Here is a 22470-nt window from a genome sequence, read left to right as displayed (position 1 = left end):
TGCCGGTGAGGAAGGTGGACTGGGCGGCGCAGGTGACGGCGGGCAGGACGGTGCCGAGAGGGGCGCGGGAGCCGGACTGGCCGAGGTTCTTGAGGTGGGGCATGTGGTCGAGGAGTCGGGGGGTGAGGCCGACGACGTCCAGGACGAGGAGGGGGGTCGGTCCGTCGGAGGAGCGCTGTCCGTCCGAGGGGGGCGGTCCGTCGGACTGGGGCGGTCGGGTCATGGCAGTTCCTTCAGGCCGAGGTCCGTCAACAGGTCGCGGGCGAGGGTGAGCTCGGCGGCGATGCCGTCGGTGAGCTGGGCCCGGGCGCGGGGCCGCAGCTCGGGCGGGAGGGCCTGCCAGGTGTAGGTCTCGACCTCCAGATGGCGGGTGAGCGGGCGCGGGCCTCCGACCAGCCGGGTCAGCGCGGCCTTGAGTACGGGGAGCGTGGAGGTGAGGGGCGTGGCGGGGGCGGCGTGCAGGGGCACGTGGAAGTGGGAGCGCCAGGGCGCTGTGCCGGGGAGCGTGTCAGCCGTCAGGGCCTCGTCGAGGTCGTCGGTGCCGTGCAGGGCGGCGGTGCCGGAGGCGTCGACCGGGCCGGGGGTGCGGGTCTGGTGCAGGAAGCGGGGTTCGGCGAAGGCCGCGAGGGCCTCACGGACCTGGGGAAGATGGGGGTGTTCGGCGTGCAGGGCGGCCGACAGCTGGGACTTGACGACGGGGACGCCGGCCGCGGTCAGGGCGTCGATGGCGGTGTGCGGGTCTTCGAAGGAGGTGGCGAGGTGGCAGGTGTCGACGCAGATACCGATGCGGTCGTGGGCGATCGCGGTCAGGGGGGCGATGGCGTCGTGGGTCGTCTCCACCACGCATCCGGGTTCGGGTTCCAGACCGATGCGGATGGAGCGGCCGGTGAGCTCCTGGAGGGCGTCGAGGCGTTCGCCGAGGGTGACCAGGGCGGTGCGGGCCTTGCCGGCGCGGGTCGCGTCGTAGGCGGTGCGCCAGGCCAGCGGCAGGGTGGAGATGCTGCCCTCGGTGACGTCGTCGGGCAGAAGGCCGGCCAGGAGCCGGGCCAGGGAGGTGGTGTGGTCGAGGCGTTCGGGATCGGCCCAGTCCGGCTTGTAGACGCGGTACTTGACCTCTTCGGCGCCGAATCCCTCGTACGGGAAGCCGTTGAGCGTGACGACCTCCAGGCCGCGCCGGTCGAGTTCGGTGCGCAGCCCGCGCAGCGCGGAGGGGTCGGTGACCAGGGCGTGGGCGGCGGACCGGGCGAGCCACAGCCCGATGCCGAGTCGGTCGCGGCCGAGTCGGCGGCGGACGGGCTCGCAGTGGTCGCGGAGCTGGGCGAGGACTCCGTCGAGGGTCTCGGCGGGGTGGACGTTGGTGCAGTAGGCGAGGTGGACGGTGGAGCCGTCGGGGTGCCGGAAGCGCATGGCTCACTCCCCGCCGCGCAGGATGGAGTTGCCCTCGTGCGTGGCGTCGGCCGAGGTCACCTCGAGGCTCAGGCGTCCGCTGAGTCCGTAGAAGGCGACGGGGTTGCGCCACAGCACCCGGTCCACGTCGTCCTCGGTGAAGCCCTCGGTGAGCATCAGGTCGCCGACCTTCCGGGTCTTGAGCGGGTCGCTCTTCCCCCAGTCGGCGGCGGAGTTCACGAGGACCCGTTCGGGGCCGTACTCGCGCAGCAGGGCGACCATGCGGACCTCGTCCATCTTGGTGTCCGGATAGACGGAGAAGCCGAGCCAGGCGCCGCTGTCCTTGGCCTCCTTGACGGTGGTCTCGTTGAGATGGTCGACCAGCACACGGTCCGTGGGCAGCGTGGACTCGCGGACCACGTCCAGGGTGCGGCGCAGGCCGGCGAGTTTGTCCCGGTGCGGGGTGTGCACCATCGCCGGCAGGCCGTGGTCGGCGGCCAGCTGGAGCTGGGTGGACAGGGCGGAGTCCTCGGCGGGCGTCATCGAGTCGTAGCCGATCTCACCGACCGCCACGACCCGGTCCTTGACGAGATAGCGGGGCAGGTCGTCGAGGACGGGGAGGCAGCGGGGGTCGTTGGCCTCCTTGGGGTTGAGCGCGATCGTGCAGTGGTGGGCGATGCCGTACTGGGCGGCGCGGAAGGGCTCCCAGCCGAGCAGGGCGTCGAAGTAGTCACGGAAGGACGCGGGCGAGGTACGTGGCTGGCCGAGCCAGAAGGAGGGCTCGACGACGGCGCGGACGCCGGCGGCGTACATCGCCTCGTAGTCGTCGGTGGTGCGGGAGGTCATGTGGATGTGGGGGTCGAAGATGCGCATCAGGACTCCTTGCCGTGGGGGCCGGCCGTGCCGTGCGGGGGACGCCCGGACTCGGTCAGGGCCAGGACGCGGTGCAGGTCTTCGGGGACCGGGCGGCCGGCGGCGGTGCGTTCGGCGGCGTAGTCGGCGAGCATGCGGGCGAGTTCCCCGTCGGCGTGGGCCCGTCGGTCGAGGTCCGCCACGCGGTCGACGGGGACCCCGGTGAACAGGCATTTCAGGACGGCGTGCCGCCACTGGTGCGCGTCGAGGTGCCGAGCGGCGTACGGGCCGAGGGCGGCGCCGACCAGCCTGGTGTCGTTGGTGCGCAGGGCGTCCTCGACGAGCGGGAGCGCGTCGGGTCCGGTGACGAGGTGGGGCAGCGCGTGCAGGACGGCGCGGCGTTCGTCGGCGGTGCCCTGGGAGTAGACCCGGGTCAGGGCCTCCGTGTCGGCCTGGGCCGCGTGCAGGACGAGGACACGGGCGGCGTCGGCATGGGCGGGGCCGCAGCGGCGTCCCGCCTCGGCGAGGCGCAGCTCCCACACGGTGACGGGTCCGTGCGTGGCGGCCTCTTCCAGGGCCTGGTCCAGCCAGGCGCGGGCGGCGCCGCCGAGGCCGGCGGTGAGGGCGGCGCGCAGTTCGGCGGGCGGGACGTGGGCGGGGGTGATGCCCTGGAGGGCCTGCCCGGCGGGGGTGCCATCCGTGTCGCGGGGGGTGGGGGTGACGTCGGTGGCGCGTGGCTGCGTCATGGGTGTGGCTCCCTTCAGCGGGTGGCGGAGGGTTCGCCCGAGCGGTTCGAGAGGGGGGACGCCGCCGCGGCCCGGCGGAGGAACGGGAGGGAGTGTTCGGCGAAGTGGGGGCCCGCGTGGGAGTGGCGGGGCAGTTCGACGACGGTCAGGCCCTGGTAGCCGGTGGCGGCGAGGGCTTCGAGGACGGGCGGGAAGTCGATGTCGCCGTCACCGAAGGGGAGGTGTTCGTGGACGCCGCGGCGCATGTCCTCGATCTGTACGTGGCGCAGCCAGGGTGCGGCGGCGCGCACGCAGTCGGCGGGAGCGGCCGGTTCGAGGCACTGGCAGTGGCCGATGTCCAGGGTGAGGCCGAGGTTCTCGGGGTCGCCGAGAGCACGGCGCAGTCGGTGGAAGTCGGCGAGGCCGGCGAGGAGGTGGCCCGGTTCGGGTTCGACGGCCAGGGGGACGCCCGCGGTGGCGGCGGCGTCCAGGACCGGGGCGAGGGATTCGGCCAGCCGTTTCCACGCCGTGTCCTCGTCCGTGCCCGGCGGGGTGATGCCGCTGAAACAGTGCACGGCGTGGGCGCCCAGGTCGGCGGCGACCCGGACGGCGCGGAGGAGGAGGTCGGCGCGGCGGGCGCGGTCGTCCGGGTCCGGGTCGAGCAGGGAGGGTCCGTGTTTGCGACGCGGGTCGAGCACATAGCGTGCCCCTGTTTCCACCGTGACGCCCAGACCGAGCGCGTCCAGCCGGTGAGCGACCTTGCGGGTGCGGGCCGCCAGGTCCGGAGCGAGCGGGTCGAGGTGCATGTGGTCGAGGGTCAGGCCGACGCCGTCGTAGCCGAGGTCGGCGAGGAGAGTGAGGGCGTCGTCGACGCGGAGGTCCGCGAGGCCGTTGGTGCCGTAGCCGAAGCGGAGGGGAGTGCGGGCGGAGGCGTCGCCTGCCTTGGGTGTCACGTGATACTCACCTTCCTCGCGAACTTCCGGCCGAGCGGGGCCAGCGCCGCGATCAGCAGCGCGGTGGCCGGTCCGCCGGCGCGGGCGGTGAGCGCTGCCTGGAGCGGGATCGTGGCGCGGATACCACCACCGACGGCGCGTTGGGTGAGCTGGGGTGAGGGGTTGAGAGCGGCGTGGAAGTAGGGGCGGGCAGCGGTGACGGCGTAGGCGGCGGTGAGGGCGGAGGTGAGCGCCGCGGTGGCCCGGCCGGGGGTGAGCCGAGGAGCCGGACCGGGCAGAGCGGCCCTCTCGGGCAGCGCAGCCCTCTCGGAGAGACCCGCCCTCTCGGACAGACCGGTGTGCCGGGACAGACCGGTGAGCCGGGACAGACCGGTGTGCCGGGACAGACCGGTGAGCCGGGACAGACCGGTGAGCCGGGGCAGGCCGGTGAGCCCGGACAGACCGGTCGGCCCGCACCGGTCGGCTTCCGGCACGGGGCCGGCTCCCGGACTGGACGTGCCGCCCGGGGACGGATCGGTCACGCCCGCCGCCCCTCCCCGCAGACCGGTCCCTGCCAGCAGGCCCGTACCGCCGGGCAGGCCGGAGGCGGCGGACGGGCGGAGCCCCTCGGGAGCGGGGCGGTTGGTCGGGCCCGGCAGGCCGGGGGCGGCTGCTTCCCGTCGGTCTGCCGGGAGTCGGGTGGGGCGGTGACGGGACACCAGGCGGGCCAGCAGGCCGGTCGTGGCGAGGGCCGCCAGGGGGGCGAGGGAGGAGCCGCCCCGGGTCTCCTCGCGGGACACTGCCGTGACCGCCAGGGTGTGGGTGCCGAGCAACGCCGCGGAGGGCACGGCCGCGCGGACGTCGCCGCCGGTCGCCGCGGCACCCAGCAGCAGGTCGAGGCCCCGGGCGGCGGCCATGGCCAGGGGCCCGGCGGGCGTGTGCTTCAGGGTGAGGTCGTACGCCCATACGGTGGCGGCCAGCGGGACGGCCACTGCCACGGCGGGCCGGCCGGCGCGGGCCGCGAGGGCCAGGCCGGCCGCGGTCAGTCCGCAGGCCGCCGTGAGGGCGGCGGTCGGGTGGACGCGGCCGGACGGGATGGGCCGGTGCGGGCGTTCGGCGGCGTCCTCCGCACGGTCCGCCCAGTCGTTGAGTGCCATGCCGGCCTCGTACAGGCACAGGGAGGAACCGACTGCGAGCAGGGTGCGAGGGCCGGCCCGGACACCGGTCGCCGCAGCGCCGGCGAGTACGTCGCCGGGGACGGTGAACACGGCGGGCAGCCGGAGGAGTTCGGTCCAGGCACCGGCGCGGGCGCGGACACCGGGGCGGCGCCCGTCCGCGCTCGGGCCGCCCCGGGACGGTCCCTCGCGGTCCCGGTCCGGTCCCTCGCCGTCCCGGGACACCGCACCGGCGTCGGCCGGCGCCCCGAGTGGACGGCCCGCGGGCACCCTCTCCGTGCGGCTCATCGCCGCTCCCCGGCGCCGGAGGCGTCCGCATCCGCCCGGCCGCCCCCCGGGTCCCCGCCCCGCAGCTCCGCAGCGAAACGTGTCAGCTCCGCGTACTGTTCCGAGAGGCCCGAAGGCCCGTCACCCACCGGGTCCTTGAAGTAGAAGCCCAGTTCGTCCAGCGGACCGGACAGGCCCCGCTCCCGGGCGCGGACGACCAGACGGGCCAGGTCGAGGACGAGCGGGGCGGCGAGCGACGAGTCGCAGCCCTGCCAGGTGGTCTGCAGGAACATGCGGGCGCCGAGGAAGCCGTCGAAGGCGATGTGGTCCCAGGCTGTCTTCCAGTCGCCGAGCGCGGGCACGTCGTCGATGTGGACCTCGCCCTGGGGCGCGGCACCCAGGGTGTCGGCCAGGACACGTTCCTTCCCGGCGTTCTTGGCGGCCGCCGCCGCGGGGTCGGCGAGAGCGGCTCCGTCGCCGCCGCCCAGGAGGTTGGTGCCGGACCACGCGCGCACGGCGAGGGCGCGCTGCAGGAACATCGGGCCGAGTACGGAGCGCAGCAGGGTCTGCCCGGTCTTGCCGTCGCGACCCGCGTACGGCAGGCCCGACGACTGGGCGAGCGGGGCCAGCGCCGGGTGGTGCAGGCCTGTGGAGGGAGTGAAGTTGACGTAGGGGCAGCCGGCGCGCAGGGCGGCCGCCGCGTAGAGGGAGCTGGGCGGCAGTGTGCCGTCGGTGGGGGCGGGTTCGGTGGAGGCGACGTTCACCACGACGGCGCCCGAAAGGCCCTGGCGGCGCACGAAGTCGCGGATGTCGTCCGCGAAGACGTCGATCCATTCGTCCTGGGTGTGGTCCGGGCCGCCGTCCGTGGCATCGGAGAGGGATCGGCCGTACAGGGACCCACCGGACACGGACTCGCCGGACACGGACTCGCCGGGCGTGGGCCCGCCGGACCCAAACCCGCCGGGCGTGGGCCCGCCGTGCCTGATCTCCCGGTCGGCGGCGACGAGTTCGGCGTGCACGGCGGACGGCAGCCCGTGTGGCAGGACGCCTCCGGCGGCGAGGTGTTCGGCACGCTTGGGCAGCGGGCAGTCGACGGTGTCGTGGCCGCCGAAGACGAGGGACGACAGCGCCGGCAGACCGCACGAGGTGAAGGGAGGGGTCTCGGTGATCATGCCGGTCGGTGGATGGAGCCCGGCGGCGACGGCGGCGCAGCCCGCGATCGCCGTCGTGGCCACGGAGCCGCGTGCCCCGATGAACCAGACGCCGAAGCGCGGGGCCGAGGAGGGGGTGGGCAGGGACGGCTCGGCGGACATGGGCAGCCTCCTTGTCGTACGCGAACCGGGTGTGAGCGCCGGAGGGGGACGAGCGGGGCGCCGGGCTCGGGGCCCGGCTGGACGGCGGGCGGAGGTCCGGCGTCCTCCGCCCGCCGCCGTTCCGGTAGCCCTAGGAGGACAGTTCCTTGAGCTGGATGTTGCGGAAGGAGACCTGGTCGTCGGCGCCGTGGTTCTGCAGGCCGATGTGGCCGTCGGTCAGGCTCCGCTCGGGGTCCTTGTTGGTGAAGTCGTTGATCTTGACTCCGTTGAGGAACACCTGGAGGCGTTCGCCCCGGACCTTGATCTCGTAGGAGTTCCACTGGCCGGGCGGACGCAGGACCTGGTCACGGGCCTTGATGTTCGCCGACTTGAACGAGTAGACGGAGCCCGTGGTGCGGTCGGCCGCGTCCGTGGCGTCGATCTGGATCTCGTATCCCTTGTCCACCGCGGACCAGGGGTCGTCGGAGGCGGGGAAGCCCACGAAGACCCCGGAGTTGTCGTCGCCCCGCATCTTCCAGTCGAGCTTGAGGGAGTACGACTTCAGCTCCTTGGCCTGGTACCAGAGCAGGCCCATGCCGCCGTTGGACTCCAGCGTGCCGTCCTTGACGTCGAAGGAGCCGGGGCCGGCCTGCTTCCAGCCGTCCCGGGTCTGGCCGTTGAAGATGTCCCGGTGGCCCTTCTCCGGCTTGCAGTCCGCCTTCACCTGGCCGGTGGCGTACTGCATGCCGCCGAGCAGGTGGGTGCGGAAGGCCTCGTCCGCGTAGGACTCCTTGGTGTGGCCACCGCCGGTGTAGAAGGAGCGGCCGCCGCCGTAGCTCTGGCACCAGGCGATCGGGTGGTCGCCCTTCATGTTCCCGCCGTCGTAGGTGGTCTCGTCGAGGGTGGCGAGGACCTTGGCCTGCTCACGCGGGTTGGTGCGGTAGTTGTACCACTCGTCGGTGCGCTCCCACGTGTCGTCCAGGTGCGCGGTGGACGGGTGGTCGTGGTCCTCGATGCGCACGGTGGCCTTCTGGATGGCCGGGTGCGAGTCGAAGTGGGCGCCGACCAGGCCGCCGTAGAACTCCCAGTCGTACTCGGTGTCGGCGGCGGCGTGGATGCCCATGTAGCCGCCGCCGTTCTTCACGTAGTTCTCGAACGCCTTCTGCTGGTCGGCGTTGAGGACGTCACCGGTGGTGGACATGAAGGCGACCGCGTCGTACTTGGCGAGGTTGGCCGTGGTGAACTGTCCGGCCTCCTCGGTCGCGGTGACGGAGATGCCGGCGGGGGTGCCGAGTTCCTTCAGCGCGGCGACGCCCTCCGGGATGGAGTCGTGGCGGAAGCCGGCCGTCTTGGAGAAGACCAGGACCTTCTTGCCCTTCTTGAACCGCTCCTTGGAGAACTCGAAGTCGTCCACGTCGAACAGCGCGCCGTCGCCGCCCCGGAAGACCAGGTAGATCTCCGTGGTGCGCTTGGGCAGCGAGCGCAGCGGCACGTCGACGTTCTGGAACTTCTCCCAGCCACCGGTCGGCGGGATGTACGCCGAGCCGTGCAGCTTGCCGGTGGGCGAGCCGGTGCGCAGCTCGACGAAGCCGCCGGCGCCGCCGGACGAGGCCCGGACGGTCAGCTTCTTCTGCCCGTCGAACTTGTACGGGTCGAAGGAGATCCAGTCGCCGTCGTTGATGTCACCGACGGTCTTGCCGCCGTTGGCGCCGGTCTTGTCGATGACCGCGACACCCTGCTGGGTGGCGAAGTGCTCGGCCTGGCGGTGCGGCGGCTGGATCACGGTGCGGGCGGTGCCGGTCAGTGCCTCCTGGCCGTTCGCCCCGCCGTCGGTGTAGCTGGCGCCGACGACGCCGTAGATGTTGGCGTTGGGGTCGTGACCGCCGTCACCCGGCGGCGGGTTGAGGGTGCCCTCGCAGCCCATCTCGCTGGTCAGCTCGTGGGCGTGGGAGTCGTGGCCGAGGCTGTAGGCGACCTTGACCTTGGTGCAGTCGACGGTCTCCTCGGGGTCGGTGACCTTCACCTTGAAGGGGACGGGCTCCCCCATGGGAAGGAGGCTGCCGTTACCGGGGACCTCGATCTTCACCGTGGGCTCGGTGTTGCCGACCACGATCCGCGCGCTGGCGTTGCCGGTGTTGCCCTCGGGGTCCTTCGCGGTGAAGGTCGCGGTGTAGGTGCCGACCTTCTTGTACTTGTGGGTGGGGGTGAGGCCCTCGCCCTTGGTGCCGTCGCCGAAGTCCCAGCTGTAGGTGAGGTCCGGGGAGTCGGCGTCGTTGGCGGTGGCGGTGAACTTGACCTTCAGGCCGGCCGCACCCGACGTCTTGTTGGCGCTCACCTCGGCGATCGGGGAGAAGCCGTCGTCGGCGTTCTCGATCCGGTAGAGCGCGGAGTCCTTGTCACCCTGGAACCAGGAGAGACCGTAGTCCAGGACGTAGAGCGCGCCGTCCGGGCCGAACTCCATGTCCATGATCTGGGTGCCGGTCCACGGGAAGTCGTTGATCTTCGCGACCGCGCCGTCCTCGGTCTGCTCGATCCGCTTGATCCAGCGGCGGCCGAACTCGCCGGCGAAGAAGTCGCCGTCGTACTCCTCGGGGAACTTCACGGAGGAGTCGAGGTCCGGGTCGTAGCGGTAGACCGGGCCGCCCATCGGGGACTCGGAGCCGCTGCCGAACTCGGGCACCGAATCGCCGTCGTACGGGATCCAGGCGGCCTGCGCGGGCGGCAGATCGACGAGGCCCGTGTTGTGCGGCGAGGTGTTCTTCGGGGCGGCGCAGTCGAACTTCTCGCCGGAGGTCTTGGTGGCGAAGTCGTAGTCGACGTAGGCGTCGTTGTCGCCGGTGCAGAAGGGCCAGCCGAAGTTGGCGGGCTTGGTGACCTTGGCGAACTCGACCTGGCCCGCCGGGCCCCGGTTCGGGTCGGCGGCGCCGGCGTCCGGACCGTAGTCGCCGACGTAGATGGTGCCGGTCTTCTCGTCGATGTTGATCCGGAACGGGTTGCGGAAGCCCATCGCGTAGATCTCGGGGCGGGTCTTCTCGGTGCCGGGAGCGAAGAGGTTGCCCTCCGGAACGGTGTACGAGCCGTCCTCGGCGACCTTGATACGGAGGATCTTGCCGCGCAGGTCGTTGGTGTTGCCGGAGCTGCGGCGGGCGTCGAAGGCCGGGTTGCGGTCCGGGCGCTCGTCGATCGGCGTGAAGCCGTCGGAGGCGAACGGGTTGCTGTCGTCGCCGGTGGACAGGTAGAGGTTGCCCTCGGCGTCGAAGTCGATGTCACCGCCGACGTGGCAGCAGGTGCCACGGGAGGCCGCGACGTCCAGGACCTTCTTCTCGCTGGCCATGTCCAGCGTGCCGTTGGGGTTGAGGACGAAGCGGGAGAGGCGGTTGACGCCGTCGAACTTCTTGAAGTCCTCGGCGGTGCCGTTCTCGGGAGCGTCACCCGCGGGCGTGTCGAGCGGCGGGGCGTAGTAGAGGTAGATCGCCCGGTTGTTCTCGAAGTCCGGGTCGACGCCGACGCCCTGCAGGCCCTCCTCGTCATGGCTGTAGACGTCGAGCTTGCCTGCGACCTTGGTGACGCCGCCCTGGTCGGTGATGCGCAGCGTGCCGTCGCGGGCGGTGTGCAGAACGCTGCGGTCCGGGAGTACGGCGAGCGACATCGGCTCACCCGTCTCGGGCTCACCCTTGGCCAGCGGTACCTGCTGGAACTGGCCCTCGGCCGCCGCCGGTTCGTCGGCCGCCGGCTGGGCGCCGGCTACGGTCGCCGGGGTGCCCACGGCCAGCATCAGGCCGGTGAACAGGGCGAGGGTGGTGCGAAGCCTGGGACGCCTCGTGGTTCTGGTGCTGGTGCCGGTGCTTTTGAGTCTGCTTTTGTGCACGAAGTCCCTCCGGGAACGGGTGGGCCGTACGGAACGGGTGCGAAGACGTGCGATGCGGCGGGCGCCGGGGTGCGCCGTCACCCCGGAGGTGCGGGTGTTCCGATGTCCTGAACACTTCAGGGACGGTAACCGCGATCCTCCGGGGCGAACACCCCTTGGATCAGAAACGGTTCAACTTTTTCCCAATACAGGACAAAGCAGGATTCGGGCAGACCGGACCGGGGACCGGCAGACGTTCCGGCCCCCGTCCCGACCTGCGCTCACGCCGGCGCGGATCAGCTGTTGAACGCGGCGTCGAAGGACGCGCTGGGCGGATCGAAGTCGAAGGTCTTGAGGCGGGTGAGTGCCTCGGGGGCGCCCTGGAGCCGGTCCATGCCGGCGTCCTCCCACTCGACGGAGACCGGGCCCTGGTAGTCGATGGAGCGCAGCATGCGGAAGACGTCCTCCCAGGGGACGTCGCCGTGGCCGGCCGACACGAAGTCCCAGCCGCGGCGCGGGTCGCCCCAGGGCAGGTGGGAACCGAGCCGCCCGTTGCGGCCGTCGAGGCGCTTGCGGGCCTCCTTGCAGTCGACGTGGTAGATCCGGTCGCGGAAGTCCCACAGGAAGCCGACCGGGTCGAGGTCCTGCCACACGAAGTGGGAGGGGTCGAAGTTGAGGCCGAAGGCGGGCCGGTGGCCGACCGCCTCCAGGGCACGCTGGGTGGTCCAGTAGTCGTAGGCGATCTCGCTGGGGTGGACCTCGTGCGCGAACCGCACGCCCTCGGCGTCGAAGACGTCGAGGATCGGGTTCCAGCGGTCCGCGAAGTCCTGGTACCCGCGCTCGATCATCGACTCGGGGACGGGCGGGAACATGGCGACCAGGTGCCAGATGGCCGACCCGGTGAAGCCGATGACGGTGTCGACGCCGAGGCGCGCGGCGGCCCGTGCGGTGTCCTGGATCTCGGCCGCGGCGCGCTGCCGTACACCCTCCGCGTCGCCGTCGCCCCAGATACGGGCGGGCAGGATGGCCTCGTGGCGCTCGTCGATGATGGCGTCGCACACGGCCTGGCCGACCAGGTGGTTGGAGATCGCCCAGCACTTCAGCCCGTACTTGTCGAGCAGTTGGCGGCGCGAGTCCACGTAGGAGGAATCCGCGAGGGCCTTGTCGACCTCGAAGTGGTCGCCCCAGCAGGCGAGCTCGAGGCCGTCGTAGCCGAAGTCGCGGGCGAGGCGGCAGACCTCCTCCAGAGGAAGGTCCGCCCACTGGCCGGTGAAGAGAGTGAAGTTGCGCGGCATGTCGCTGCCAGCCTCCTCAGAGGGCGATCGGGGTGTAGACGGAGTTCTTCTCGGCGCTCTCCTCCACCGCCGCCAGCACGCGCTGCACCTGCAGCCCGTCGGCGAAGGAGGGTTCGGGCCGGCGGCCCTCGGCGACGGCCCTGACGAGGTCGCGCACCTGGTGGACGAAGGTGTGCTCGTAGCCCAGTCCGTGGCCCGGCGGCCACCACGCGTCCAGGTAGGGGTGCTCGGGCTCGGTGACGAGGATGCGCCGGAACCCGGCGTACTCCCCCGGCTCCGTACCGTCGTGGTACGACAGCTCGTTGAGCCGTTCCAGGTCGAATGCGAGCGATCCGCGCTCACCGTTGAGCTCGATGCGCAGGGCGTTCTTGCGGCCGGTGGCGTACCGGGTGGCCTCGAAGGAGACCAGGGCGCCGGAGGCGAGGCGGCCGGTGAAGACGGCCGCGTCGTCCACGGTGACCTGGCCGGTGGCGCCGTCCGCCGAGCCGGCCGACAGGCCGCGCGGGGCGCCGTCGGGCAGCGGGCGTTCGCGTACGAAGGTCTCGGTGAGGGCGGAGACACCCGCGATCCGCTCCCCCGTCAGGTACTGCGCCAGGTCGACGATGTGGGCGCCGAGGTCGCCGAGCGCTCCGGACCCGGCCTGCTCCTTGCGCAGCCGCCAGGTCAGTGGCGCGTTGGGGTCCACCAGCCAGTCCTGGAGGTACGTCACCCGCACGTGCCGCAAGGGGCCGACGCGGCCCTCGCCCACCATCCGGCGGGCCAGCGCGGTGGCCGGCACCCGACGGTAGTTGAACCCGACCATCGCCTGCTGTCCGCGTGCGCCCGCCTCGTCGGCGGCCCGGGTCATCGCCTCCGCCTCGGCGACCGTGTTGGCGAGCGGTTTCTCGCACAGGACGTGCTTGCCGGCGGCGAGCGCGGCCAGCGCGATCTCGGCGTGGCTGTCGCCGGGGGTGCAGATGTCGACGAGGTCGATGTCGTCCCGTTCGATCAGGGTTCGCCAGTCGGTCTCGGTGCTCGCCCAGCCGTGGCGGTCGGCCGCCGTGCGGACCGCGTCGGCGTCCCGGCCGCAGATCGCGGCCAGTACCGGGTTCAGCGGCAGGTCGAAGACGCGGCCGGCGGTGCGCCAGCCCTGGGAGTGTGCGGCACCCATGAAGGCGTAGCCGACCATGCCGACGCGCAGCGGCGGTCTGGTCGCGGACGCCCACGTCGCACTGGTCCCGGTCCCGCTGTCGGTCCCGGTTCCGGCGGCTGATGCCTCCGCCCCGGCCCCCTCGGGCTGCTTCGGCTGTCCCATGCGGATGTCCTCCTCGTCGTGGTGGCGCGGTGGGGGGTGGGCCCCGCCCGACGGCCGGCTGGTCAGGCCGGCCGTGGGGCGGCAGCCCTCACTTGAAGCCCGTGGGCATGTACTGGTCGACGTTCTCCTTGTCGACGACGGCCGAGTAGCAGGTGACGGTCGAGGGGATCTCGAACTCGGCGAGACCGCTGACTCCCTTGCCCTGGCCGAGGGCGCGGGCCAGGTCGATCGCGGAGGCGGCCATGGTCGGCGGGTAGAGCACGGTCGCCTTCAGTACGCCGCTGTCCGCCTTGATGGCCTGGAAGGCCGAGAGCGCGCCCGCGCCTCCGACCATCAGGAAGTCGTCGCGGCCGGCCTGCTCGATGGCGCGGAGCGCGCCCACGCCCTGGTCGTCGTCGTGGTTCCACATGGCGTGGAAGTCCGACTGGGCCTGGAGCAGCTGGGCCATCTTCGCCTGGCCGGACTCGACGGTGAAGTCGGCGGCCTGCCGGGCCACCTTCTTGATGTTCGGGTAGTTCTTCAGGCCGTCGTCGAAACCCTTGGTGCGCTGCTGGGTCAGTTCCAGGTTGTCCAGGCCGGCCAGCTCGATGACCTTGGCGTCCGGCTGGTCCTTGAGCTTCTCGCCGATGTAGTGGGCGGCGTTGAGGCCCATGCCGTAGTTGTCGCCGCCGACCCAGCAGCGGTATGCCTGGGGGCTGTTGAAGATGCGGTCGAGGTTCACGACCGGGATGCCGGCGCGCATGGCCTGCAGTCCGACCTGGGTGAGCGCCTTGCCGTCGGCGGGCAGGATCACCAGGACGTCGACCTTCTTGTTGATGAGGGTCTCGATCTGGCCGATCTGCTGGGCGGTGTCGTTGGAGCCCTCGGTGACCTCGAGGGTGACGTCCGAGTACTTCTCCGCGCGCTGCTTCGCGTTGTCGTTGACGGCGTTGAGCCAGCCGTGGTCGGCCTGCGGGCCGGCGTAGCCGATGGTGACGGCCTTGCCCGGCTTGTCGTCGGCGGCCGGCTGCGTGTCCGCGGAGGCCTTGTCGCCACCGTCGTCGGGGTCGTTGCTCGTACACCCGGTGAGGACGGCACCGGCGGACACGGCGGCGGCTCCGAAGAGCAGTCCTCTGCGACTCGTGAGCTCTGTCATGGCGGTGAACCCTTTCCTCAATGCGTGCTTGCGGTACGGCGCTGGACCAGCACGGCGGCGACGATGATCGCGCCCTTCGCGATCTGCTGGACGTCGCTCTGCAGGTTGTTCAGGGCGAAGATGTTGGTGATCGTGGTGAAGATCAGGACGCCGAGCACGGAGCCGAGGATGTGGCCGCGCCCGCCGGTCAGAAGCGTTCCGCCGATGATCGCGGCGGCGATGGCGTCGAGTTCGTAGAGGTTGCCGTTGGTGTTCTGGCCGGAGCCGGCCAGGACGATCAGCAGGAAGGCGGCGATGCCGCAGCACAGCCCGGACAGCAGGTAGAGGTAGAGCCGCTGGCGGCGGACGTCGATGCCCGCGAGCCGGGCGGCCTCCGCGTTACCGCCGACGGCGACCGTGCGGCGGCCGAAGGTGGTCCGGTTGAGCACCAGCCAGCCGATCACGGTGACGGCGGCGAACACCAGCACCAGGGGCGGTATGCCGAGGATGTACGCGTCGCGCTCGCCGAGGTCCAGGACGCTGGGGACCGTGACGACCTGGGTCCGGCCGTCGGTGATCTGCTCCGCGAGACCGCGCGCCGAGGCCAGCATGGCCAGGGTGGCGATGAACGGCACCATCTGGCCGAACGCGATGAGCACCCCGTTGACCAGACCGCAGCCCACGCCGACCACGACCGCCGTGAAGAGGATGCCGACGAACCCGTACTCCTGGGTGGCGACCGTGCTCGCCCACACCGAGGCCAGGGCGACGATGGCGCCGACCGACAGGTCGATGCCGCCGGAGACGATGACGAAGGTCATGCCGACGGTGACGACGCCGATCACGGACGCCTGGGTGAGCACCAGCTGGAGGTTGCGGGTGTCGAGGAACGAGTCGGGCTGGGTGACGCCGCCGATCAGGACCAGTACGGCGAGCACGCCGAGCAGGGTGAGGGTGCGGACGTCGGCGCGGCCCAACTGGACCCGCCAGGCGGGCGGACCGTCCACCGGTGCCGTCTTGCCGGTGCCGTCCCGCGGCGGGGACACGTGCTGCGTCATGACGCCGGGCTTCCTTCCATCACGAGGTCGAGTACGCGGTGTTCGTCGAGTTCGCGGGCGGGGGCCTCGTGCACGACGCGGCCCTCGCGCAGTACCAGCACGCGGTCGGCGAGGCCCAGTACCTCGGGCACCTCGCTGGAGACCAGCAGGACGGCGAGGCCCTCGTCGGCGAGGCGGCGGATGACCGCGTAGAGCTCGGCGCGGGCGCCGACGTCGACACCGCGGGTGGGTTCGTCGAGCAGCAGGACCCGGCAGCCGCGCAGCAGCCAGCGTGCGAGCACCGCCTTCTGCTGGTTGCCGCCGGACAGGGTGCGCACGGGCGCGGAGGGGTTGTCGGGCCGCAGTGACAGCTCGCGGGTCGCCTTGCGGGCGGCCGCCAGTTCCGCGCCCCGGTCGATCCAGCCGCCGCGCGAGAAGCGGGACATGGTGGAGACCGACACGTTGCGGGTGACGGACTCCAGCATCAGCAGGGCCTGCGCCTTGCGTTCCTCGGGGGCGAGTCCGATCCCGGCCCGTACCGCGGCGCGCACGCTGCCGGGCCGCAGCGGGCTCCCGTCCACGAGGACCTGACCGGCGCTCGCCTTCCGGGCCCCGTAGACCGTCTCCAGGATCTCGGAGCGGCCGGAGCCGACGAGGCCGGCGAGACCGACGATCTCGCCGGGGCGGATCTCCAGGTCGAGGGGGGCGAACTCGCCGTCCCGGGCCAGTCCCCGCACGCTCAGCACGGGCTCGGCGGATGAGGGTGACGTGGGCCGGTCCGGGAAGACGTACTCGACGTTGCGTCCGGTCATCAGCGCCACCACCTCGCTGGTCGGCGTCGACTCGGCGGGCAGCCCGCCCGCGACGGCCCGGCCGTCCTTGAGGACCGTGACCCGGTCGCCGATGCGGCGGATCTCCTCCAGGCGGTGCGAGATGTAGACGACGGCGACGCCGTCGGCGGTGAGGTCGGCGACGATGCGGAAGAGGTTGTCCACCTCGTCGGGGTCGAGCGCGGCGGACGGCTCGTCCATCACGATCAGCCGCACCTCGTGCGAGAGCGCCCGCGCCATGGACACGATCTGCTGCTGTGCCGCCGAGAGCTCGCCGACCAGTTGCCCCGGGTCGACCTCCGGATGCCCGAGTCGCTTGAGCAGGTCGGCTGTCGACGCCTTCGCGGCCCTTCCCCGTACGACGAAACCGGCGGCGGTCGGCTCATGACCCAGGTGGACGTTCTCGGCGACCGACAGGTGCTCCACCAGGTCGAGTTCCTGGTAGATGGTGGCGATGCCGAGGCGCATGGCCGCGATGGGCGACCGCAGGGTCACGTCCTCGCCGCGCCAGCGGATGGTGCCGGTGTCGGGCTGGTGGGCGCCGGCCAGCACCTTGATGAGGGTGGACTTCCCGGCGCCGTTCTGGCCGAGCAGGCAGTGCACCTCGCCGGCCTGGACGTCGAGGTCGACGCCGTCCAGGGCCCGGACTCCGGGGAACGACTTGGTGATGCCGGACATGCTGAGCAGCGGTGGTTCTGATGCCATGTGAGGTCCCCTCGGCGGGCGTGCGGGCCGGTGTCAGGGCAGAACGGAGCAGGGCTTGGCAGGCGGAGCGGAGCAGGACAGGACTGAGCGCTGTGCTGGTGGATCTCGGTGTACGAGTGGTGCCTACGCGGGTGACGGTTGATGCCTGCGCGAACAACGGATGGTGCCTACGCGAACGGGTGGTGCCTACGCGGGTGACAGTGGTGCTGCGCGAGTGCCGGGTGGTGCTATGCGGGTGCCGGGTCGTGCTACGCGGGTGCCGGGTCGTGCTACGCGGGTGAGAACAGGTGGTCGCTGATCAGCCGGGCCGCACCGATGACTCCGGCGGTGGGGCCCAACTCCCCCAGTACGATGGGCAGGTTGCCGGTCGCCAAGGGCAGCGACTGGCGATAGACCTGGGTACGGATCGCGGCGAGCAGGTTGTGGCCGAGGCCGGTCACCCCGCCGCCGATCACCACCAGGCCCGGGTTGAAGAAGCTGACCAGGCCGGCGATGACCTGGCCGGTGCTCCGGCCGCCCTCCCGGATCAGCTCCAGTGCGGTGGCGTCACCCGCGGCGGCCGCGGCGGCGACGTCGGCGGCGCTGAGGCCCCCGTTCGCCTCCAGGCGGCTGGCGAGCTCGGCCGACAGACCTTGCTGGGCGGCCTCCGTGGCGTCGCGGGCCAGCGCCGCGCCGCTGAAGTGGGCCTCCAGACAGCCCCGGTTGCCGCAGGCGCACTGGCGTCCGTCGGGCACGGCCTGGATGTGCCCGATGTCGCCCGCGCTGCCCGTCGTCCCGCGGTAGACCTCACCGCCGACGACGATGCCGCAGCCGATGCCGGTACCGATCTTGACGACGAGGAAGTCGTGCACGGTGCGGGCGACACCCGCGTGCTGCTCCCCCAGTGCCATCAGGTTCACGTCGTTGTCGACCATGACCGGGCAGCCGAGTTCCTGACTGAGCGCCTCCCGTACGGGGAAGCCGTCCCAGCCCGGCATGATCGGCGGGGCCACCGGCACGCCCTCGGGGAAACGGACCGGCCCCGGGACGCCGATACCGGCGCCGTCGAAGCCCTCCGCGAGCCCCGAGGCCCGCAGCTTGGCGGCCATGGACAGTACTTGCTCGAAGACCGCGACCGGTCCCTCGCGTACGTCCATGGGCTGGTTGATGTGTCCGAGGATCTCCAGCTCGGCGTTGGTGACGGCGACGTCGACCGAGGTCGCGCCGATGTCGACGCCGAGGAAGCGCAGCCCGGGGTTGAGGCGGATGTTGTGGCTGCGGCGCCCGCCGCGCGAGGCGGCGAGTCCGTCGGCCACGACCAGTTCCGTCTCGAGCAGCCGGTCCACCTCCACGGCCAGCTTCGACCGTGAGAGATCGACCTGATCGCCCAGCTGGGCACGGGAGTTGGGCCCTCCGTCGCGCAACAACTGGAGCAGTCGCGCTTGGTGGGCGTTGGCGGGTCGTGCCGTCATGCGCCTCACGAACCCCTCCCCGCCTCAATCGGCCTTGAGTGCGCCGGTTCCGGCCACGTCCAGTGGCTTGCTTTCGGATGGAACGTAGCAGTGGGCGCCGGGTGTGGGAAGAAGTCACGCACGAATTGCTGCGAACTTTCTCCACTGAGTGGACAAAGAAGGTCCCGATGTCCGGCGGCCCAGGACACGGCGGGGCCGCCCGGCCATCGCGCCGGGCGGCCCCTGAACAGCCTCTGACCTTGCGATTCTTCTCGCGCTCGGCAGGAACGCCGGGTGTGTTCGGTGTGCTTGGTGTGCTTGGTGTGCTCACGCATCAGCCGGGGCGCCGCCTGCTCGTCCCGGCCCGCGATGTGCCGGCGAAGGGGCCGTCGCTGCCGACGACGTGGACGCCGCCGTTGCCGCGACCACGTCACACGACGGAGCGGGGGTGGTCGTTCAGGGGCAGCGGACGACCTGTCCGGCGTAGGAGAGGTTGCCGCCGAAGCCGAAGAGCAGCACCGGGTCGCCGGTGGTGATCTCGCCCCGCTCCACCAGCTTGGACAGGGCGAGGGGGATGCTCGCGGCCGAGGTGTTCCCGGACTCGACGACATCGCGGGCGACCACGGCGTTGACGGCGCCGATCTTCGCCGCGAGGGGTTCGATGATGCGCAGGTTCGCCTGGTGCAGGACGACCGCGGCCAGGTCGGCCGGCGCCACTCCGGACCGCTCGCAGGCCTGGCGCGCGATGGCGGGCAGCCGTGTGGTCGCCCAGCGGTAGACGCTCTGCCCCTCCTGCGCGAAGCGGGGCGGCGTGCCCTCGATACGGACCGCGTTGCCCATCTCGGGCACCGATCCCCACAGCACGGGGCCGATCCCGGCCTCCTCGTCCGGCGCGCAGGCCTCCACGACGACGGCCCCCGCCCCGTCACCGACGAGCACGCAGGTGGTGCGGTCGCTCCAGTCGGCCACCTCGGACATCTTGTCCGCGCCGATGACCAGTGCGCGGCTCGCCGAGCCGGCCCGCACCGCGTGGTCGGCGGTGGCCAGGGCGTGCGTGAAGCCCGCGCAGACGACGTTGACGTCCAGCGCGGCGGGTCCCGGGATGCCGAGGCGGGCCGCGACACGGGCGGCCATGTTCGGGGAGCGGTCGATCGCGGTGGACGTGGCGACCATGACCATGTCCACGTCGGCGGGGGTCAGCCCGGCCGCCGCGAGCGCCTTCGCCGCGGCGTGGCCGGCCAGCTCGTCGACCGGCTCGTCGGGCCCGGCGATACGGCGGGAGTGAATGCCCACCCGGCTCCTGATCCACTCGTCGCTGGTGTCGACCATGCCCGCCAGATCCTCGTTGGTGAGGACCCGGGCGGGCTGGTAATGACCGACGGCGGTGATGCGGGAGCCGTGCATGGGTGGAGACCTCACTGCCTCGGGTACGGGATCCACCAGTGTGATGAGTGACCGACGGGTACGACGGCAGGTGATACGACAGGAAACGGGCGCCCGGCTTGTCGGCTTCGGTCAGCATCCCCGGCACCCTTCCCCGCGTCCCGGCCTCGGCCGTTGCTCAGCCGGTGAACAACTGGGTCGCCTTCCGGACGAGTTCGTACAGCCCGTAGGCGAGTGGTGCGCCCACCCAGAGCCAGGTGAAAGTGATCAGCGGCCGCCTGTCGGGGAGGTCAGGCGGACTCTGGCTGCTGTCGTCGGGCATCGGTGGCCTCCTTCGGCGTGGGGGCGGCGGGCAGGTGGTGGCGGGCGTGGACCGGGCGGACGAGTTCGTTGGCGACGAAGCCGACGACCAGCAGCCCGATCATGATGACGAAGGACATCCCGTACAGGGCCGAGCCGTGCCGCCCGGCCTCCTCCTGCCGGTCGGCGATCCAGTTGACGATCAGCGGCCCGAGGACGCCGGCCGTGGACCAGGCGGTGAGCAGCCGTCCGTGGATCGCACCGACCTGGTAGGTGCCGAAGAGGTCCTTGAGGTAGGCGGGGGCCGTGGCGAAGCCGCCGCCGTAGAACGACAGGACGACGAGGGCGCACAGGACGAACAGCGGCTTGGAGGCGTCGCCGAACAGGGCGATCAGCGTGTACATCAGCGCGCCGACGCCGAGGTAGACGCGGTAGATGTTCTTGCGCCCGATCAGGTCGGAGGCCGAGGACCAGCCGATCCGGCCCGCCATGTTGGCCGCCGACAGCAGCGCCACGAACCCCGCGGCGGCGGTCACCGACACCGGTGTGGAGGTGTCGGCGAAGAAGTCGGTGATCATCGGCGCGGCCTTCTCCAGGATGCCGATGCCGGCCGTGACGTTCATGCAGAGTACGACCCACAGCAGCCAGAACTGCGGGGTGCGCACGGCAGCGCGCGCCGAGACCTGGACGCCCTCGAGCACGGCCGGCGAGCCGTCCGCCCGTTCCTTCGGGCGCGGCACCCGTACCAGCAGCACGCCCAGCAGCATGAAGACGGCGTACGTCAGTCCGTGCACGAGGAAGGCGAGCGCGATGCCGGAACTGTCGGTGCCGAAGGACTTCAGCATCTGCGCCGACCAGGGCGAGGCGATGAGCGCGCCGCCGCCGAAGCCCATGATGGCGATGCCGGTGGCCATGCCGGGCCGGTCCGGGAACCATTTGATCAGCGTGGAGACGGGCGAGATGTAGCCGATGCCGAGGCCGATCCCGCCGACGAATCCGTAGCCGAGGACGATCAGCCAGTACTGCTCCACCGCCGCGCCGAGCGCGGAGAGAAGGAAGCCGGACGAGAAGCAGACCAGGGCGACGGTCATCGCCCAGCGCGGTCCGTGGCGCTCCACGAGCGTGCCGCCGAACGCGGCCGACAGCCCGAGCATGACGATGCCGAGCTGGAAGGGCAGCGCGCTCTGCGTGCCGCTGAGACCGAGCGCGGATTCGAGGGGTGGCTTGAACACGGACCAGGCGTAGGCCTGGCCGATGGAGAGGTGGACCGAGAGGGCGGCGGGGGGAACGAGCCAGCGGCTCCAGCCCGGGGGTGCGACGGGGGGACTCATGGGTCCCCCACCGTAGGCAGCGGGAAAGCGGTTGAGAAGACGGTTGAGCAGACAACCACCGTCCTCGCACAAATTGCCGCGGTCCTCGGCGCCGGGCGGCCGGCGCCCGCGTCGGTGCGGCGATCCACCGCGTTGACGTACGTACCATCGTCCGTGGGCCGCGACCGACGGCCATGAGGCAGTACGGAGTACGGAGTACGGGTGCGCGGCGAAGGTCGCCACGCTGCGCCGGGGGTGGGGCAGCGGCGTCACTCTCCACGTGCAGGACAATGAGACGGTGAAGGCCACCTCGCCGCACGACGACCCGGTGGCCCACGGCAGACTCCGCGTCAAGGGCCGCTTCGGCCACCAGCACGTACAGAACCGGGACCGACCGGTACAAGGGGCACGGACCATGGGACGAGTCACGGAACGACGCAAGGTGATCCGCATACGGGACGGGGCGGTCTCCACCCGCCCGGACACGCTCGTCGCCGAGGAACCGCTGGAGATCCGGCTGAACGGCAAGCCCCTCGCGATCACGATGCGCACTCCGGGCGACGACTTCGCGCTCGCGGCCGGGTTCCTGGTCAGCGAGGGTGTCCTCGCCGAGCAGGGCGATCTCCAGAACATCGTCTACTGCGCGGGCGCCACGGCCGACGGCACCAACACGTACAACGTCGTCGACGTGCGGACGGCGCCGGACGTGCCGGTCCCCGACATCACGCTGGAGCGGAACGTCTACACGACCTCGTCCTGCGGACTGTGCGGCAAGGCGAGTCTGGAAGCGGTGCGCACGACGGCCCGCTGGCCAATCGCCGACACTCCCCCGGTCCGCGTCAGCCCGGAACTGCTGGCGAGCCTGCCCGACCGGCTGCGCGCCGCCCAGCGGGTCTTCGACCGGACCGGCGGTCTGCACGCGGCGGCCCTGTTCGGCGAGGACGGCGAGCTGGTGGACGTACGGGAGGACGTGGGCCGGCACAACGCGGTCGACAAGCTGGTCGGCCGCGCGCTCCAGAACGGTGACCTGCCGCTGTCCCGGTCGGTTCTGCTGGTGTCGGGGCGGGCCTCCTTCGAGCTGGCGCAGAAGGCCGTGATGGCGGGCGTTCCGGTGCTGGCCGCGGTGTCGGCGCCGTCCTCGCTCGCGGTGGACCTGGCCGCCGAGACGGGGCTGACGCTGGTGGGCTTCCTGCGCGGCAGCTCCATGAACGTGTACGCGGGCGAGGACCGCGTCGCCCTGCGGGCAGCGGCCGCCCGGGGCTGACCCGGTTTGCCCGCGGCACGGCGGCGGGAGCA

General features: G+C 71.8%; 18 protein-coding genes. 1 reads left to right on the top strand and 17 read right to left on the bottom strand.

Going from position 1 to position 22470, the window contains the following annotated elements:
* The 17 genes from ABEA26_RS02445 to ABEA26_RS02365 all read right to left on the bottom strand — a co-directional run.
* A partial coding sequence (locus ABEA26_RS02445) for an alkaline phosphatase family protein (protein WP_345588713.1) occupies positions 1-223 on the bottom strand: 223 nt, incomplete at its 3' end.
* Complete coding sequence (gene eboE / locus ABEA26_RS02440; RefSeq protein WP_345588711.1) at positions 220-1407, bottom strand: metabolite traffic protein EboE; 1188 nt, start codon at positions 1405-1407, stop codon at positions 220-222. The genes ABEA26_RS02445 and eboE, both read right to left, overlap by 4 nt.
* A gap of 3 nt (positions 1408-1410) precedes the next feature.
* Entirely contained in the window at positions 1411-2259 is an 849-nt protein-coding gene (locus ABEA26_RS02435; RefSeq protein ID WP_345588708.1) for a TatD family hydrolase, read from the bottom strand.
* The gene (locus ABEA26_RS02430) at positions 2259-2984 is read right to left on the bottom strand and encodes an EboA domain-containing protein (protein ID WP_345588707.1); all 726 of its coding nucleotides are present in this window, start codon (positions 2982-2984) and stop codon (positions 2259-2261) included. The genes ABEA26_RS02435 and ABEA26_RS02430 overlap by 1 nt, the downstream gene beginning before the upstream one ends.
* Before the next feature lie 14 nt (positions 2985-2998).
* Complete coding sequence (locus ABEA26_RS02425) at positions 2999-3916, bottom strand: sugar phosphate isomerase/epimerase family protein (protein WP_345588706.1); 918 nt, start codon at positions 3914-3916, stop codon at positions 2999-3001.
* Positions 3913-5358: an SCO3242 family prenyltransferase gene (locus tag ABEA26_RS02420; RefSeq protein ID WP_345588704.1), complete on the bottom strand. Its 1446-nt coding sequence runs from the start codon at positions 5356-5358 to the stop codon at positions 3913-3915. The genes ABEA26_RS02425 and ABEA26_RS02420 overlap by 4 nt, the downstream gene beginning before the upstream one ends.
* Entirely contained in the window at positions 5355-6650 is a 1296-nt protein-coding gene (locus ABEA26_RS02415; RefSeq protein WP_345588703.1) for an inositol-3-phosphate synthase, read from the bottom strand. Before ABEA26_RS02415 ends, ABEA26_RS02420 begins: the two co-directional genes overlap by 4 nt.
* Before the next feature lie 130 nt (positions 6651-6780).
* Positions 6781-10497 carry a ThuA domain-containing protein gene (locus ABEA26_RS02410; protein WP_345588701.1) on the bottom strand — a complete coding sequence of 1239 codons (3717 nt, stop codon included), beginning with the start codon at positions 10495-10497 and terminating at the stop codon, positions 6781-6783.
* Positions 10498-10772: 275 nt separating this feature from the next.
* Positions 10773-11771 carry a sugar phosphate isomerase/epimerase family protein gene (locus ABEA26_RS02405; RefSeq protein ID WP_345588699.1) on the bottom strand — a complete coding sequence of 333 codons (999 nt, stop codon included), beginning with the start codon at positions 11769-11771 and terminating at the stop codon, positions 10773-10775.
* A gap of 16 nt (positions 11772-11787) precedes the next feature.
* Positions 11788-13065, bottom strand: a complete 1278-nt coding sequence (locus tag ABEA26_RS02400; protein ID WP_345588698.1) for a Gfo/Idh/MocA family protein — start codon at positions 13063-13065, stop codon at positions 11788-11790.
* Positions 13066-13153: 88 nt separating this feature from the next.
* Positions 13154-14200, bottom strand: coding sequence for a substrate-binding domain-containing protein (locus ABEA26_RS02395; RefSeq protein ID WP_345588697.1), 1047 nt, complete (start codon positions 14198-14200; stop codon positions 13154-13156).
* A 17-nt stretch (positions 14201-14217) separates the two neighbouring features.
* Entirely contained in the window at positions 14218-15237 is a 1020-nt protein-coding gene (locus tag ABEA26_RS02390; protein WP_345588696.1) for an ABC transporter permease, read from the bottom strand.
* A complete protein-coding gene (locus tag ABEA26_RS02385) occupies positions 15234-16751 on the bottom strand; it encodes a sugar ABC transporter ATP-binding protein (RefSeq protein WP_345588694.1) in 1518 nt (505 codons plus the stop codon). Before ABEA26_RS02385 ends, ABEA26_RS02390 begins: the two co-directional genes overlap by 4 nt.
* Before the next feature lie 269 nt (positions 16752-17020).
* Positions 17021-18202 (bottom strand): ROK family protein, encoded by a 1182-nt coding sequence (locus ABEA26_RS02380; RefSeq protein ID WP_345588692.1) that lies wholly within the window; start codon positions 18200-18202, stop codon positions 17021-17023.
* Positions 18203-18637: 435 nt separating this feature from the next.
* Positions 18638-19585 (bottom strand): beta-ketoacyl-ACP synthase III, encoded by a 948-nt coding sequence (locus tag ABEA26_RS02375; RefSeq protein ID WP_345588690.1) that lies wholly within the window; start codon positions 19583-19585, stop codon positions 18638-18640.
* Positions 19586-19742: 157 nt separating this feature from the next.
* Positions 19743-19886 carry an MFS transporter small subunit gene (locus ABEA26_RS02370; RefSeq protein ID WP_345588689.1) on the bottom strand — a complete coding sequence of 48 codons (144 nt, stop codon included), beginning with the start codon at positions 19884-19886 and terminating at the stop codon, positions 19743-19745.
* Positions 19855-21195: an OFA family MFS transporter gene (locus ABEA26_RS02365; RefSeq protein WP_345588688.1), complete on the bottom strand. Its 1341-nt coding sequence runs from the start codon at positions 21193-21195 to the stop codon at positions 19855-19857. Before ABEA26_RS02365 ends, ABEA26_RS02370 begins: the two co-directional genes overlap by 32 nt.
* A 223-nt stretch (positions 21196-21418) precedes the next feature.
* On the opposite strand from ABEA26_RS02365, the gene fdhD reads away from it, so the two are divergent.
* Entirely contained in the window at positions 21419-22438 is a 1020-nt protein-coding gene (fdhD, locus tag ABEA26_RS02360; protein WP_425587777.1) for a formate dehydrogenase accessory sulfurtransferase FdhD, read from the top strand.
* Positions 22439-22470 lie beyond the last annotated feature (32 nt).

Origin of the sequence: Streptomyces marokkonensis (assembly GCF_039539045.1) — a bacterium.
In the GTDB taxonomy this organism is placed as follows: domain Bacteria; phylum Actinomycetota; class Actinomycetes; order Streptomycetales; family Streptomycetaceae; genus Streptomyces; species Streptomyces marokkonensis.
Note: the sequence above shows the minus strand (reverse complement) of the source record. Positions and strands in the feature narration are given on the sequence as shown.